This is a genomic window from Amycolatopsis sp. NPDC104587 (genome assembly GCF_055583645.1).
In genome coordinates this window covers 1-14108 of the sequence record NZ_JBVJNO010000019.1, presented here as the reverse complement: position 1 = coordinate 14108, position 14108 = coordinate 1, and the positions used below count along the sequence as shown (strand labels likewise).

Here is a 14108-nt window from a genome sequence, read left to right as displayed (position 1 = left end):
AGGGACGAACTATGGGCGCGCAAGCCCATCACTCACCTTCCGCAAGCCTCACCGGGCTTGCACTCCTGAATGAGGCGCCCGCAACGACCCTCCACCATACTCCCGGGTGAAGGAAACATATCTGCCAGATCACGATGGAGTGTCGGACCTCACCGAGACCGCCCTGACCAGCGTGATCCAGGTCGCACCGGAGAGCACGCAGGCCAGGGCGTCAGGCTGGACGTCAGGAAATCACCGGGATTTGGCGGGCCGCGCCGCTTTTCCGCCCACCTTCGGCTTTGCCTTCTTTTCGCGGACGCGCACATTCACCCGAACAGGGCTGCCTTCGAAGCCGAACCGCTCGCGGAACTTGCGCTCGATGAAGCGGCGGTAGCCCGCCTCGAGGAACCCGGTGGTGAACAGCACCAGCGTCGGCGGCCGGATGCCCGCCTGTGTCGCGAACAGCACCTTCGGCTGCTTGCCGGAGCGCACCGGCGGCGGGGTGGCCGCGATCAGGTCGGACAGCCACGCGTTGAGCTGGCCGGTCGGCACCCGCTTGTCCCACGACGCCAGCGCCGTCCGCAGCGCCGGGGCGATCTTGCGCACCGAACGACCGGTCAGCGCCGAGACGTTGACCTTCTCCGCCCACGGCACGCGGACCAGGCCGCGCTCCAGCTCGCGGACCATCGCGTGCCGCCGGTCCTCGTCGACCAGGTCCCACTTGTTGAACACGAGCACGCAGGCGCGCCCGGCCTCGACGACCATGGTCAGCACCCGTAGGTCCTGCTCCGAGATGGGCTCGCCCGCGTCCAGCAGCACGACCGCGACCTCGGCCGCGTCGATCGCGGTCTTGGTGCGCAGCGAGGCGTAGTACTCGGCGCCGGCGGCGAAGTTGACGCGCTTGCGCAGGCCCGCCGTGTCGACGAACCGCCAGGTCTCGCCGTCCAGCTCGACCAGCGAGTCGACCGGGTCGACGGTGGTGCCCGCCACCGAGTCGACGACCGAGCGCTGCTCGCCGGAGAGCTTGTTCAGCAGGCTCGACTTGCCGACGTTCGGCTTCCCGACCAGCGCGACGCGCCGCGGGCCCGCCGTCGCGGCGACGCCTTCGCGCGGCGCCTCGGGCAGGGTCTTGAGGATGGCGTCGAGCAGGTCGCCGGAGCTGCGGCCGTGCAGCGCGCTGACCGGGTGCGGCTCACCGAGGCCGAGCGACCACAGCGACGCGGTGTCCGCGAGCAGCCGGTCGTCGTCCACCTTGTTCGCCACGAGCAGCACCGGCTTCTTCGAGCGGCGCAGCACCTTGGAAGCGGCTTCGTCGGTGGCCGTGGCCCCGACCGAGGCGTCGATCACCAGCAGGATCGCGTCCGCGGTCTGCATGGCCAGCTCGGCCTGGGCGGCGACGGAGGCCTGCAGCCCGGTCGCGTCCGGCTCCCAGCCGCCCGTGTCGACCAGGGTGAACTTGCGCCCGCCCCAGAAGGCGTCGTAGGCGACGCGGTCACGGGTCACGCCCGGCACGTCCTGCACCACGGCTTCGCGGCGGCCGATGATGCGGTTGACCAGCGTGGACTTGCCCACGTTCGGCCGGCCGACCACGGCGAGGACCGGTTGCGCGAGAGCCGCCTCTTCGGCTGCTTCCGCCGCCTCGACCTGCGCGTCGAGCCTGGCGAACTCGGTCTCGTCCGACCAGGTGCCGTCGATCTCGCCGACGCCGTCCAACTCATCCATCAGAACCCAATTTCCCTTATGGCGTGGCGAATCCGTTTTCGCCACGCCAATCGTCCAAAGTCTTCACGAGCGCCGCGAGCTCCCCGCGGAGCTCTTCGGTGCCCTGGTCGAGCCCGGTCTTGCCGGGGCCGACCTTCGGCGAGAACGGCTCCCCCACGAGGATGTCCACGCGAGGGCGCCAGCGCCGCCTGCCGTCCGCGGGCTTGAGCGTCCCGCGGGTCGCGACCGGCAGCACGACCGCGCCGGACGCCCGGACCAGCCACGCCGCGCCACGCTCGGCCGCGCCGACGTCACCGGCGCCGCGGGTGCCCTCGGGAAAGATCCCGACCACACCGCCGTCCTTCAGCACGCCGACCGCCGTCATCAGCGGTTTGCGGTCGATCTCGCCGCGCTTGACCGGGATCTGCCCGATGGCCACCAGGAACTTCCCGGCGAGGCCCTTGAACAGCTCGGCCTTGACCAGGAACGCCGAACGCCGCGGCAGCATTCCGAAGATCAGCTGCGGTTCGACCATGGAGCTGTGGTTCGCGATCACGAGCACCGGCCCGGTGGCGGGCATGCGCTCACGACCGTGCACGCGGATGCGGAAGGCCGACCGCAGATGGTACCGGGCGAAAGTCCGCCCGGCGTCGTGGAGTGCGCCGACGGAGCCTTCCGGCAGTCCGTCAGCTTTCATCGCGCGACCTCGGCGTTGCACCCCGCCAGCAGGCCGCGGTGGCTGGCCAGTTCGCTGAGCGCGACGATCACCTGGTCGATGGACAGTTCCGAGGTGTCGACGTGCACGGCGTCGTCGGCCGCGCGCAGCGGCGACGTCACGCGGGTGGAGTCGAGGTGGTCACGGCGCTCGACGCTCGCCAGGGCGTCGGCCACGGACGACTTCCGCCCGGCCGCGCTGTCCTGGGTGCTGCGCCGCGACGCGCGGACGTCGGCCGAGGCGGTCAGGTAGACCTTGAGCGGCGAGTCCGGCGCGACGACGGTGCCGATGTCCCGGCCTTCGACGACGATGCCGCCGAGCCCCTCGAGGACCTCGCCGATGATCCGCCGCTGCCGGGCGACCAGCAGCTCACGCACGTGCGGCACGGCCGAGACGGGCGAAACGGCCTTGGTGACCTCGGGCCCCCGGATGTCGGCGGCGACGTCCTCGCCGGCGAGCCGGATCTCGAGCCGGTCGGGGCTGGTGCCGATGGCGAAGTCGGCGGTGTCGGCGAGCTGCGCGACGGCTTGGGGATCGGCCGGGTCGACGCCCGCGCGCAGCACGGCGAGGGTCACCATCCGGTACATGGCGCCGGTGTCGAGGTACCCGGCGCCGAGACGCTGGGCGAGCTTGCGGGCGACGGTGGTCTTCCCGGTCCCCGACGGGCCGTCCAGCGCGACCACACCTCGTAGGGCTCCCGTCACCGGCACTCTCCTCGCGTACTCGTCCTGGTCTCCGCCGGGGTCCATTCTGCCGGTCGGGCCGCGGAGGAGATCAGTCGCCCCGCGCGCCGAAGCGGGTGACCACCAGCGCCAGCCGTTCCTTCCGGTACTCCGGGGACAGGCGGCCACCGCGGTCCAGGGTCACCAAGCCGTGCAGGGTGCTCCAGAACACCTCCGTCAGCGCGCCCGCGTCCTGGCCGTCCGCCACCGGCTCGATCACCGCCAGCAGCCCCGTGAAGCAGGCCTTCATCACGTCCGGGGTCTCGTCCCTGGCGAACGGCAGCTCCGAAGCCAGCGTGAACATCGCGTCGTACAACGCGGGCCTGGCCTCGGCGAACGCCACGTACGCCGCCGACACCCCCGCGACGCCGCCGTCGCCGGCCGAAGCCAGCTCCGTCGCCAGCTCGCCGAAGCCCTCCAGCGCGGCCGCCGTCATGATCGCGTCCTTGCCGCCGGGGAAGTGGCTGTAGAGCACCGGCTGGCTGTACTCGATCAGCGCCGCCAGCTTCCGGGTGGTGACCGCGTCCCAGCCCTCCGCTTCGGCGAGCTCGCGGGCCGCGGAGACGATCCGCTGCCCGCGCTCGGTCCGGTCGCGCACTCGGCGCTGTCGCTGGGTCATGCCGGTGATACTAGCACCGCTAGACAAACTAGCGCCGCTAGGTTAGCGTTGCTAGTATCGCTAGCAACGCTAGAAAACTGGAGGGAACACCATGATCGTCACCGGTTACGTCCTCGTCGCGCTCGTCTCGCTCGGCATCATCTACGTCGGCCTCAACTACCTTTTCGCGCCGACGAAGTTCGCCGCGGGCTTCGGCTTCACCGACGTCCCCGAAAACGCCGAAGCTTTCCTCAACGTCAAGGGCGGCCGCGACATCGGCGCGGGCCTGGTCCCGCTGGCCCTGATGGTCTACGGCGACCCGCACGCGCTGGGCTGGGCCTTCCTCGTCGCGGCCGCCTGGCCCCTCTTCGACATGCTGATCGTCCTGCGCCACCACGGGAAGAAGGTCATCGCCTTCGGCGTCCACGGCCTGACTTCCGTCGTGATGATCGTCGCCGCACTGCTGCTCCTGCTCGGCTGAACGTCGCGAATCGGACACGTGGGTTACGGTGGTTGGGTGAACGTCGAAGTAACCCCCCTGCCCGGCATCGGGGTCCGCAAGGACTTCAGCACCCGGACCGGCCGCCGCATCGGCGTCGTGACCCAGCGGGACGGCCACACCGAGCTCATCGTGTCCAAGGCCGATGACGCCGACGCCTGCGCCGCCTCGATCCCGCTGACCGCGGACGAGGCGGGCACGCTGGCCAACCTGCTCGGCGCGCCGCAGCTGGTCGCCCAGCTCACCGAAGAGCACCAGGACCTGCCGGGGATCAGCACGAAGCAGCTGCCGATCAAGCCGTCCGGCCCGTTCGACGGCCGGACGCTCGGCGACACCGCGATGCGCACGCGCACCGGCGTCTCGGTGGTCGCGGTGGCGCGGGCGGGTCAGGTCCACCCCTCGCCCACGCCGGACTTCGCTCTCACCGGCGGCGACCTGCTGGTGGCGGTGGGGACGAGCGAGGGTCTCGAGGCCGCCGTCAAGATCTTGAAGTACGGCTGAGCGCACGATGGACCACACCGCGCTGTCCCTGATCGAACTGGGGGCGGTCTTCTTCGTGCTGGGCGCACTCGGGCGCCTGGCCGGGAAGATCGGCCTCTCCCCCATCCCGCTCTACCTGCTCGGCGGCCTCTGCTTCGGCTCCGGCGGGCTGATCCCGCTGACCGACATCGGCGGCTTCACGCACCTGGCCAGCGAAATCGGCGTTGTCCTGCTGCTGTTGCTGCTGGGCCTGGAGTACTCCGCGGCCGAGCTGTTCACCGGGCTGCGCCGCTCCTGGACGGCGGGGGTGCTCGACATCGTCCTCAACGCCGCCCCCGGCGCGGCCGTCGCGCTGCTGCTGGGCTGGGGCCCGGTCGGCGCGATGGTGATGGCGGGTGTCACGTACATCTCGTCGTCCGGGATCGTCGCGAAGGTCCTCGGCGACCTCGGCCGGCTCGGCAACCGCGAGACGCCGGTGGTGCTGTCGATCCTCGTCTTCGAAGACCTGGTGATGGCGCTCTACCTGCCGATCCTCACGGCGGTGCTGGGCGGCGTCAGCTTCCTCGGCGGCCTGGAAGCCGTCGGGATCTCGCTCATGGTGATCACGGTCGTGCTGGTGATCGCGCTGAAGTTCGGCCGGTACGTCTCGGCCGCCGTCGACAGCCCGGACCGCGAGGTGTTCCTGCTCAAGGTGCTCGGCGCGGCGCTGCTGGTGGCCGGGCTGGCGTCGGCGATGCAGGTGTCGGCCGCGGTCGGCGCGTTCCTGCTCGGCATCGCGATCTCCGGCTCGACGGCGGAGAACGCGACGCACATGCTCGAGCCGCTGCGGGACCTGTTCGCCGCGGTGTTCTTCGTGGTGTTCGGCCTCAACACGAACCCGGCGTCGATCCCGCCGGTGCTCGGCTGGGCCGTCGTGCTGGCCGTGGTGACGACGTTGACGAAGGTCGGCACCGGCTGGTGGGCCGCGCGCCGCCAGGGCATCGGGAAGATGGGCCGGGCCCGCGCCGGAGCGGCGCTGGTGGCCCGCGGCGAGTTCTCGATCGTGATCGCGGGCCTGGCGGTGACGGCGGGCGCGGTGGACGGCGAACTGGCCGCGCTGGCCACGGCGTACGTCCTGCTGATGGCCATCCTCGGCCCGACGGCCGCGCGCGTCGTCGAGCCGGTCTCCCGCGCCCTGCAACGGAAATCGGCTGCGAAGACCGCTCCCGCCGAGGCAAGCTGACGCAGGTCCCGAGCGCCCCAATGTGGCCTTCGGTGCGTTCAACGCACCCAAAGCGGCCTTCGGTGCGTTGAACGCAACCAGGGCCGCCTTGGGGTGCTGGGGTCAGCGCAGGTCCGCCCAGCACGCCCGCGATCCCGGGCTTCGTCAGCGAGGCGTACTGCGCGGACCGGCTTCCGATGCGACCGGGGCCGTCCTCTGCGACGCAGTGCGGCTGCTGGACATCGTCCTGAACACCGGGGTCGAGACCCTGGCGCTCCACTCGCCGGGCGGCTGGGCCCGAGCTCCCCGGCGAGCGGCTGGAGCTCACCTGGTCGCGCGACCCGGCGGCGGTGGCCCTGCGCGACGCCGCGATGCGCCGGATCCGCGAGTTCCCGGCGGTCCGCACGGTTTGAGTCTCCCACGCGCGCCGGCTCGACACGGCGAGGGAACACCTGCTGGTGCACATCGCCGTCGACGAGGACCTGCCCTCGGCGTCGGCGAGCCGGCTGATGGAGCCATGGCCCGGTGGGCATGCTGCCGGTGAACACCACGGCGCACGCCGCGGCCATCGCCGAGCTGGACGGCATGGGCCTGGACACCGTCCGGGCCGACCACGCGACCGGCCGCGTCGACGTCCTTTCCCGCGAGTACGACTAGCGCAGGTCCGCCCGGCCCGCCGACGGCACGAACACGCCACCGCCGAGGGACGGGTGGGTCGAGGCGGCCGGGACGACTCCGGCCAGCGGGACCGACACCGACGTCTTCGCCAGGTCCAGCGTCACCCGGCCCGGCTGGGCCGGCCCGCGGATGAAGCTGCCGTCCGTGCCGCCGATGACCAACGCCAGCGCGTGGCCCTTCGGCACGACGTGGTCCGTGGAAGCCAGGTCGAACGTCATCGTGTACGGCGTGCCCGGCGTCAGGACCTGTTCCTGGGAAAGGGAAGCGTAGTTCGCCAGGTCCGCCCAGCCACGGCTGAGGATGGTGTAGTTCACCTTCTTCACGTCCGCGGACGCCACGCGGTAACAGGCGTCGTCGCCCGTCGTCGACGAGCCCCAGCAGTTCTCCGTCGTCCCCGTCTTGATGCCCTCGCCGCTGCCCGCGAAGTTGCGGATCGTCGCCGGGCCGAGGTCCACCAGCAGCGCCGAAAGCCGCGCCGACGCCGTGCTCGGCGTCGCCGTCACCGTGATCTTCGACGTCCCGGACACCTGCAGGGCCGAGGCCAGCGTCCCGGTCGAGTAGGTCAGCGCGGCGGTGCCCGGGTTCGTCACCCAGGTGTCTTCGCCGAGGTTCGGGTTGTCGGTGAACGACGCCGTCCCGCTCGCCGCCGCCGTCCCGAGCGTGCCACCGGTGTGCGGCCGCAGTGCCGTGGTCACGGCGTTGGCGGCCGGGTAGGCGCTCTGGTCCACCCACTGGTCCGGCTGCCGCTCGACGCTGGCCTGCGGCCCGTTCTGGACGCCGTTGTCGAGGCCGAGCAGGTAGTGGTCGAACCACCGGTGCAGCAGGTCCACCCAGCCGTCGCGGCGGTAGTCGAACGGGTCGACGTGCCCGGTCTGCGACAGCCAGATCTTCTTCTCGACCTTCAGCGCGTCCCACCACTGCCCGAAGTGGATCGTCTTGACGTTGAGGTCGTTGACCCCGTGGGACAGCAGCACGCTCGCCCGCACGGTGCCCGCGTGGGTGACGTAGTCGCGATCGGCCCAGAGCGGCCCGTAGTCGCCGTTGGCCGTCGCGCCCTGCCGGAGCACCTGGTTCTGCGCCGAGCAGTTCTGGCCGCTGTTGCGCGCTTCGACGGTCTGCGCCAGCCCGTCCGGGTTGAAGCCGAAGGTCGCGCCGTCGGAGCGGTAGTAGTCGTACCAGGAGCTGATCGCGGAGATCGGCACGATGGTCTTCAGCCCGGCGACCCCGGTCGCCGCGACGCCGTTGGCGATCGTGCCGTCGTAGGACTTGCCGATCATGCCGACGTTCCCGGTGCTCCAGCCCGCGCTCACGGCGCTGCCACCGGTCTTCGCGCTGTAGCCGGTCGCGCGGCCGTTGAGCCAGTCGACGACCTTGCGCGCCGAATCGACGTCGGAGCTGCCGCCGACGTCCGCGCAGCCGGCCGACCGGTTCGTCCCGGCGAGGTCCACGAGCACCACGGCGTACCCGCGCGGCACGAAGTAGTTGTCGTAGAACAGCGGGAACTTCACCGGTTTCCCGGCGCTGTCGTACGTCTTCAGCTCGCTCTCGTTGCCGCGCCCGCAGCACGAGTAGTACGGGCTCGCGTCCATGATCACCGGGACGCGGCCGGTCGCTTCACTGGGCCGCACGATGTCGGCGGCGACGCGGTCGGGCTTGCCGTCACCGTCCCCGTCGTGGCCGATGTCCACCCAGACGGTCTCGCGGATCGCCTTCGTGTAGTCGTAGACCGGTTCGCTCGCCCTGGGCGCCGCGTGCGCCACCCCGGGGAGGAACGTCGTGAAGAGGATGAGCGCGAGCAGTGCCAGACCGGGTCGCATGGCTCCACGCTGGCAGTGGCGGCGGGCGCGCGCCACGGCGGAAAGTCGGGACTGTGCCAACCGGGGCTTCGCCACCCGGACCCCCGAAAAGCGGTCAGAGCTCCACGTTGCGGTAAAGCGCGCCGACCTCGCCCTTCGTCAGCCGCCGGATCGAGCCGACGCGCTGGTTGCCGAGCTGGACGTCGCCGACCGCGGTGCGGACCAGCTTCAGCACCGGGTGGCCGGTGTCCTTGAGCAGGCGGCGCACGATGTGCTTCTTGCCCTCGTGGATGACCAGCTCGACCAGCGACTTGCCGGAGTGCATGTCCTTGACCCGGAACTGGTCGACCTTGACGATGCCGTCCGGCAGCTCCCAGCCGCCCCGCAGCTCCTTGCCGAGCCCGCGCGGCACCAGGCCGTCGACCTCGGCGAGGTAGGTCTTGAGCACCCGGTAGGACGGGTGCATCAGCCGGTGGCCGAGGTCACCGTCGTTGGTCAGCAGCAGCAGGCCCTCGGTGTTCTCGTCGAGCCGACCGACGTGGACGACGCCCGGGGTCTCCTCGTAGCGGCCGGCCAGGTAGTCGCCCACGCACGGGCGGCCGCGGTCGTCCGACATCGTCGAGTGCACGCCCTTGGGTTTGTTCAGGGCGAGGTAGATGAGGTCGTCGCGCAGGTTCACGCGGGTGCCGTCGACGTGGATGACCGCCTCGTCCGGGTTGACGCGGCGACCCAGCTCGGTGACGACCTGGCCGTCCACCTCGACCCGGCCGGCCACGATCAGGTCTTCCGCCGCCCGCCGGGAGGCGACCCCGGCCTGCGACAGCACCTTCTGCAGGCGGATGCCGTCGGGGTGTTCACTGGATGTCATCGATGGTGTCCACTTCGGGTAGCAACGGAGCGATCGCGGGCAGGTCGTTCAGTGACGACAGCCCCAGTCGCTCCAGGAACAGCTCGGTCGTCACGTACAGCGTCCCGGTCGTCTCGGGGTCGGTCCCCATCTCTTCGATGAGGCCGCGCGCGAGCAGCGTCCGGATGACGCCATCCACGTTCACACCCCGCACCGCGGCGACCCTGGCCCGGGTCACCGGCTGCCGGTAGGCGATCACGGCGAGGCTCTCCAGCGCGGCCCGGGTCAGCTTCGACCGCTGGCCGTCCAGCAGGAGCTTCTCCACGAACGGGGCATGGACGTCCCTAGTGTAGAACCGCCACCCTTCACCGACGCGCCGCAGGTCGATCCCGCTGGTCCGGTCGGTGAACTTCTGCGCCATGGTCCGCAGGGCCACGACGATGCGCGACTTGGGTTGGCCGAGGGTTTCGGCGAGGAGCTCTTCACTCGCGGGAGAGTCGACGACCAGGAGAAGGGCCTCGAGGGCGGCTTCGAGGGCCTCGTCGGCGGCGAGGTCGGGGAAGGCGTCGGCGTCCCCGGCGGCGACCAGGTCGGACGCGGGGTCATCGGCGGCCTCGGGCTCCCCCGCGGGCGCACTTTCACGTGAAAGGTCCACCTCGGGACCCGCACTTTCACGTGAAAGTGCGGGCTCGGTGGCGAACACCTCGGCCACGGGCTCCACCGGGTCGCCGTCTTCGGTCACCGGTTCGCCGGACAGGGCCTCGTCCAGTGCCAGCTCCGCCGCGGCCTCTTCCAGCGCCACCTCGGCCGCCGTCGCCGACGGCTCAGCCGACGGCTCGTTCTCTTCGGAGGTCACCCGTACTCCTCTTCGTCTCCGGCAGCACGGTCCAGCTCGGCCGCCGCGGAGGCTTCTTCCTTCGAGCCGCCCGTCCAGCGGACGTGCAGCTCGGCCAGTGCCTCGGTCTGCTCGAACTGGACCGTCGCCTCGCGGTAGAGCTCCAGCAGCGCCAGGAACCGCGCCACGATCTCGACCGTGTGCTCGCAGTCGTCGACCAGCTCGCCGAACGTCGCCTGGCCGCGCTCGGCCAGCATCACCCGCAGGATCGCCGCGTGCTCGCGCACCGAGATGCGGCCCATGTGGATGTGGGCGATCGACACCGTGGGCGGCGGCTTCGGCCGGAACACCGCCACCGCGATCTCCGCGAACTTCGCCGGTGTCACGCCCAGCATGACCTCGGGCAGCAGCCCGACGAACCGCTCCTCCAGCGCCACCGACCGCGGGTAGCGCCGCAGCGCGCCCTGCTCCAGCTCGCCGAACAGGGCCGCCACCTGCTTGTACGCGCGGTACTGCAGGATCCGCGCGAACAGCAGGTCGCGGGCTTCGAGCAGCGCGAGGTCGTCTTCGCTCTCCACCTCGGCCGACGGCAGCAGCCGCGCCGCCTTGAGGTCCAGCAGCGTCGCCGCGATGACCAGGAACTCGGTCGTCTCGTCGAGGTTCCAGTCGGTGCCCAGCGCCCGGGTGTACGCGATGAAGTCGTCGGTGACCCGGTGCAGGGCCACCTCGGTGACGTCGAGCTGGTGCTGCGAGATCAGCTGCAGCAGCAGGTCGAACGGCCCCTCGAAGTTGGCCAGCCGCACCTTGAACTTCGACGTGCTCAGTTCCTCGGTGTTCACGCCTTCGGGAATCATCCCGCCGTGCACCGTCTGATGCGGCTCCGGGGCCTCCGGCGCGTCAGCCGGGGCCGGTGCCGACTCGTCCATCAGCCCTCGGTTTCGCCGCCGTCTGAGCCGACCACCCGCAGCCGCTGCACCAGCACCGACTCTTCGCCGTTCTGGTCGAAGTCCGCCAGGAGCACCGCGACGGCCTCGCGGACCAGCCGGCCGCGGTCGACGACCAGCTCGTGCTTGGCCCGCAGCGTCAGCCGGGCCTGTTCCATGGCCACGAGCTCGTCCCCGGACACGTACACGGTGATCTTCGCGTCGTGCTTGGTCCGGCCGGACCCGTGCGGGGCAGCGCTGCGGGCGAGCTGCTCCGTCCGGCCGTTGCCCGCCGGTTCGACGGGCTCGGCGGGCGCCGGTGGCGTCTGGGGCGGGAGGTCGAGAGCGGGACTGGAGGTGAGGCGGAAGAGCTCCGACGCTCCGGGCAGGGAGGCGCGCCTGCTCACCGAGCGATCACCTCGCGAGCAAGCTGGCGGTACGCCGCGGCGCCGGCCGACTTGGGCGCCCAGGTCGTGATCGGCTCACCCGCGACCGTCGTCTCGGGGAACCGCACCGTGCGGTTGATGACCGTGTCGAACACGGTCTCGCCGAATGCCTCCACCACGCGAGCCATGACCTCCTTCGAGTGCAGGGTTCTCGGGTCGTACATGGTGGCGAGAATCCCGACTATGTCCAGTTTGGGGTTGAGGCGTTCCTGCACCTTCTCGATCGTGTCGATCAGGAGCGCGACGCCTCGGAGACTGAAGAACTCGCACTCGAGCGGGATGATCACGCCGTCCGCGGCGGTCAGCGCGTTCACCGTGAGCAAGCCGAGTGAGGGCTGGCAGTCGACAAGAACATAGTCGTAGTCGTTCATGACCGGACGAAGGACCCGTAACAACGTGTGCTCGCGCCCTACCTCAGCGACGAGCTGGACCTCCGCCGCGGACAGGTCGATGTTGCTCGGCAGCAGGTCAACGCCGTCGACGCGGGTTTTCATCAGCACGTCGGTCGCGCTGACCGACCGCTCCATGATGGCGTTGTAGACCGTCTGGTCCAGTTCGTGCGGCTGGATGCCGAGACCGACCGCGAGCGCGCCCTGCGGGTCGAAGTCGACGAGCAGCACCTTGCGGCCGTACTCGGCGAGGGCGGCGCCCAGGTTGATGGTCGACGTCGTCTTGCCGACGCCGCCCTTCTGGTTGCACATCGCCATGATCTTGGCCGGGCCGTGCCGCTCCAGCGGCGCCGGATCGGCGTGCTCGCGGATCGGGCGGCCGGTCGGCCCGATCCCTTCGAGCTTCACCTTCTTGCCGTTGCGCTCGCCCGGGTCGTCCCCGTCGTGCACGGCCGGGGTCGCGATCTTGATGTCGTTGAGGTTCGCCGCCGCCGACCCGGCGGACTCGGCCGGGTGGGCCGGCTGGTTCGGTGTCGACATGGCGGGAAAGCTCCTTGTTGGTCGAGTCCGCCGCAGCCTATGCGCGGAGCCGGAGCCCCGGCAAAGCAACGCGCCGGACCCGAGGGGGCAATGTCACTCGACCGTCGGTCCAGCGTAGGAAGGCTGTTCGCCCTCTATAGGGCCGTCTAGCCCAACGCCCGCGGATGCGCCGTCGCGTACACCTCGCGCAGCGTGTTGACCGTGACCAGCGTGTACACCTGCGTCGTGGTCACCGAAGCGTGGCCGAGCAGTTCCTGGACGACACGGACGTCCGCGCCGCCTTCGAGCAGGTGCGTGGCGAAGGAGTGGCGGAGCGTGTGCGGCGAGACCGCGGCGACGATCCCCGCCCGTTCGGCGGTGTCCTTGAGGACCTGCCACGCGCTCTGCCGCGAAAGCCGGCTGCCGCGGGCGTTGAGGAACAGCGCCGCGGTGCCGCGGCCGTGGGCGGCCAGCGCGGGCCGCGCGCGGACGGTGTAGGCGTGCAACGCGGCGAGCGCGGGACGGCCGATCGGGACCAGCCGCTGCTTGCCGCCCTTGCCGTCGAGCAGCACGGTGCGTTCGGTGTCGTCGACGTCGTCGACGTCCAGGCCGACCGCCTCGGAGATCCGGGCGCCGGTGGAGTAGAGCACTTCCAGCAGCGCCCGGTCGCGCAACGGCCGTTCGCCGTCCGGCGGTGGGGTCTCCAGCAACCGCAGGACGTCGTCGACCGGCAGTGCCTTCGGCAGCCGCTTCGCGGGGGTCGGCGGCCGGACCTCGCGGGCGGGGTTGTGCTCGGTGAGGCCCTCGGCGTGGGCGAACTTGTGCAGGCCCCGCGCGGCGACGAGCGCCCGCGCGGCCGACGACGCGGCCAGCGGCTTGTGCTCGCCGTCGCCTTCCCGGAGAGCGGCGCCGAAGGACGTGACGTGCGCGGCGGTGACGTCGGCGATCTTCGCGATGCCCGCGCCGTCGAGGTGCGCGGCGTACCGGCGCAGGTCACGGGCGTAGCTGTCCAGCGTGTTGCGCGCGGTCCCGCGTTCGACGACCAGGTGGTCGAGGTACGCGGCGATCGCCTCGGCCGTGCTGCCCGCGACTGCCACGTCGGACACCTTAGGCCGCGCGAGACCTGTGACCCGGCAGAAACCCCGTTCTCAGCTTGACGCGGTTACCTTGGATTCATGGAGTCGGACCAGCTCCGCATCGGCACGGCCGAGCGCGAAGAAGCGGCGAGGCTGCTCGCCGACCACTTCGGCATGGGCCGCATCACGCCGGACGAGTACGAGACGCGGGTGACGGACGCCTACGCGGCGGCCACCCTGGGCGACCTGCGGCCGCTGTTCGCCGACCTGCCGCAGCCGCACCCGGGGTTCTTCGGGCCGCCATCGACCGCGATGCCGATGCCCGTGCCGATGTACACCCAGCCCCCGATGCCGATGCCCTACTCGCAGCCGATGCCGGTCCCCTACTCCTACCGGTCGAAGACCGTCGCCGGCGTGCTGCAGATCGTGCTGCCCTTCGGCGTGGGCCGGTTCTACACCGGCCAGATCGGCCTGGGCCTGCTGCAGCTGTTCGTCTGCATGATCACCTTCGGCTTCGGCGTGATCTGGCCGATCATCGACGGCATCGCGCTGCTGGCCCACGGCGGTCTCGACGCCGAAGGCCGCCCGCTGCGCCCCTGACCCGAGCGCCCCAATGTGGCCTTCGGTGCGTCAGACGCACCCAAGGCGGCCTTCGGTGCGTCTGACGCACCCAAGGCCGCCTTGGGGGGTTCGGGTGAGGGTTC

16 protein-coding genes are annotated in these 14108 nt (G+C 71.0%); 5 read left to right on the top strand and 11 right to left on the bottom strand.

The annotated features are described in order from the left end of the window. Window positions 1-231: 231 nt before the first annotated feature. From der to ACZ61C_RS41735, 4 genes are all read right to left on the bottom strand, one after another. Window positions 232-1701 carry a ribosome biogenesis GTPase Der gene (gene der / locus ACZ61C_RS41750; RefSeq protein WP_465313486.1) on the bottom strand — a complete coding sequence of 490 codons (1470 nt, stop codon included), beginning with the start codon at window positions 1699-1701 and terminating at the stop codon, window positions 232-234. Between the two features lie 16 nt (window positions 1702-1717). Then, window positions 1718-2377 (bottom strand): lysophospholipid acyltransferase family protein, encoded by a 660-nt coding sequence (locus ACZ61C_RS41745; RefSeq protein ID WP_465313485.1) that lies wholly within the window; start codon window positions 2375-2377, stop codon window positions 1718-1720. After that, the gene (cmk, locus tag ACZ61C_RS41740) at window positions 2374-3078 is read right to left on the bottom strand and encodes a (d)CMP kinase (protein WP_465313656.1); all 705 of its coding nucleotides are present in this window, start codon (window positions 3076-3078) and stop codon (window positions 2374-2376) included. Before cmk ends, ACZ61C_RS41745 begins: the two co-directional genes overlap by 4 nt. 91 nt (window positions 3079-3169) lie before the next feature. Continuing rightward, window positions 3170-3715, bottom strand: a complete 546-nt coding sequence (locus tag ACZ61C_RS41735) for a TetR/AcrR family transcriptional regulator (protein ID WP_465313655.1) — start codon at window positions 3713-3715, stop codon at window positions 3170-3172. 112 nt (window positions 3716-3827) lie between these two features. On the opposite strand from ACZ61C_RS41735, the gene ACZ61C_RS41730 reads away from it, so the two are divergent. From ACZ61C_RS41730 to ACZ61C_RS41715, 4 genes are all read left to right on the top strand, one after another. Continuing rightward, a complete protein-coding gene (locus ACZ61C_RS41730) occupies window positions 3828-4196 on the top strand; it encodes a DUF4267 domain-containing protein (protein WP_465313484.1) in 369 nt (122 codons plus the stop codon). A 36-nt stretch (window positions 4197-4232) separates the two neighbouring features. After that, window positions 4233-4715, top strand: a complete 483-nt coding sequence (locus tag ACZ61C_RS41725; RefSeq protein ID WP_465313483.1) for a cation:proton antiporter regulatory subunit — start codon at window positions 4233-4235, stop codon at window positions 4713-4715. A gap of 7 nt (window positions 4716-4722) precedes the next feature. Further along, window positions 4723-5916: a cation:proton antiporter gene (locus ACZ61C_RS41720; protein WP_465313482.1), complete on the top strand. Its 1194-nt coding sequence runs from the start codon at window positions 4723-4725 to the stop codon at window positions 5914-5916. Window positions 5917-6420: 504 nt separating this feature from the next. Beyond that, the gene (locus ACZ61C_RS41715; protein WP_465313481.1) at window positions 6421-6552 is read left to right on the top strand and encodes a hypothetical protein; all 132 of its coding nucleotides are present in this window, start codon (window positions 6421-6423) and stop codon (window positions 6550-6552) included. Here the strand turns inward: ACZ61C_RS41715 and ACZ61C_RS41710 are convergent. The 7 genes from ACZ61C_RS41710 to xerD all read right to left on the bottom strand — a co-directional run bounded on the left by ACZ61C_RS41710 (window position 6549) and on the right by xerD (window position 13425). Further along, window positions 6549-8390 carry a Xaa-Pro dipeptidyl-peptidase gene (locus tag ACZ61C_RS41710; RefSeq protein ID WP_465313480.1) on the bottom strand — a complete coding sequence of 614 codons (1842 nt, stop codon included), beginning with the start codon at window positions 8388-8390 and terminating at the stop codon, window positions 6549-6551. The two genes, ACZ61C_RS41715 and ACZ61C_RS41710, sit on opposite strands and share 4 nt — an antisense overlap. Window positions 8391-8484: 94 nt before the next feature. After that, window positions 8485-9237: a pseudouridine synthase gene (locus ACZ61C_RS41705; RefSeq protein WP_465313479.1), complete on the bottom strand. Its 753-nt coding sequence runs from the start codon at window positions 9235-9237 to the stop codon at window positions 8485-8487. Next, window positions 9224-10072 (bottom strand): SMC-Scp complex subunit ScpB, encoded by an 849-nt coding sequence (scpB, locus tag ACZ61C_RS41700; RefSeq protein ID WP_465313478.1) that lies wholly within the window; start codon window positions 10070-10072, stop codon window positions 9224-9226. The genes ACZ61C_RS41705 and scpB overlap by 14 nt, the downstream gene beginning before the upstream one ends. Further along, entirely contained in the window at window positions 10069-10977 is a 909-nt protein-coding gene (locus ACZ61C_RS41695) for a segregation and condensation protein A (protein WP_465313477.1), read from the bottom strand. The genes scpB and ACZ61C_RS41695 overlap by 4 nt, the downstream gene beginning before the upstream one ends. Continuing rightward, entirely contained in the window at window positions 10977-11381 is a 405-nt protein-coding gene (locus tag ACZ61C_RS41690; protein ID WP_465313476.1) for a cobyrinic acid a,c-diamide synthase, read from the bottom strand. The genes ACZ61C_RS41695 and ACZ61C_RS41690 overlap by 1 nt, the downstream gene beginning before the upstream one ends. Beyond that, the gene (locus ACZ61C_RS41685; protein ID WP_465313475.1) at window positions 11378-12349 is read right to left on the bottom strand and encodes a ParA family protein; all 972 of its coding nucleotides are present in this window, start codon (window positions 12347-12349) and stop codon (window positions 11378-11380) included. Before ACZ61C_RS41685 ends, ACZ61C_RS41690 begins: the two co-directional genes overlap by 4 nt. 146 nt (window positions 12350-12495) lie before the next feature. Continuing rightward, the gene (xerD, locus tag ACZ61C_RS41680) at window positions 12496-13425 is read right to left on the bottom strand and encodes a site-specific tyrosine recombinase XerD (RefSeq protein ID WP_465313474.1); all 930 of its coding nucleotides are present in this window, start codon (window positions 13423-13425) and stop codon (window positions 12496-12498) included. A gap of 78 nt (window positions 13426-13503) precedes the next feature. Between xerD and ACZ61C_RS41675 the strand changes: the two genes are divergently transcribed. Then, window positions 13504-14004, top strand: a complete 501-nt coding sequence (locus ACZ61C_RS41675) for a DUF1707 domain-containing protein (protein ID WP_465313473.1) — start codon at window positions 13504-13506, stop codon at window positions 14002-14004. Window positions 14005-14108 lie beyond the last annotated feature (104 nt).

Bases quoted from the DNA above. Each gene is read 5' to 3' on its own strand.
- ACZ61C_RS41745 (WP_465313485.1), bottom strand. From the start codon at position 2,377: ATGAAAGCTGACGGACTGCCGGAAGGCTCCGTCGGCGCACTCCACGAC.
- ACZ61C_RS41720 (WP_465313482.1), top strand. From the start codon at position 4,723: ATGGACCACACCGCGCTGTCCCTGATCGAACTGGGGGCGGTCTTCTTC.
- ACZ61C_RS41695 (WP_465313477.1), bottom strand. From the start codon at position 10,977: ATGGACGAGTCGGCACCGGCCCCGGCTGACGCGCCGGAGGCCCCGGAG.
- ACZ61C_RS41685 (WP_465313475.1), bottom strand. From the start codon at position 12,349: ATGTCGACACCGAACCAGCCGGCCCACCCGGCCGAGTCCGCCGGGTCG.
- ACZ61C_RS41730 (WP_465313484.1), top strand. From the start codon at position 3,828: ATGATCGTCACCGGTTACGTCCTCGTCGCGCTCGTCTCGCTCGGCATC.
- ACZ61C_RS41705 (WP_465313479.1), bottom strand. From the start codon at position 9,237: ATGACATCCAGTGAACACCCCGACGGCATCCGCCTGCAGAAGGTGCTG.
- der (WP_465313486.1), bottom strand. From the start codon at position 1,701: ATGGATGAGTTGGACGGCGTCGGCGAGATCGACGGCACCTGGTCGGAC.
- ACZ61C_RS41675 (WP_465313473.1), top strand. From the start codon at position 13,504: ATGGAGTCGGACCAGCTCCGCATCGGCACGGCCGAGCGCGAAGAAGCG.
- ACZ61C_RS41710 (WP_465313480.1), bottom strand. From the start codon at position 8,390: ATGCGACCCGGTCTGGCACTGCTCGCGCTCATCCTCTTCACGACGTTC.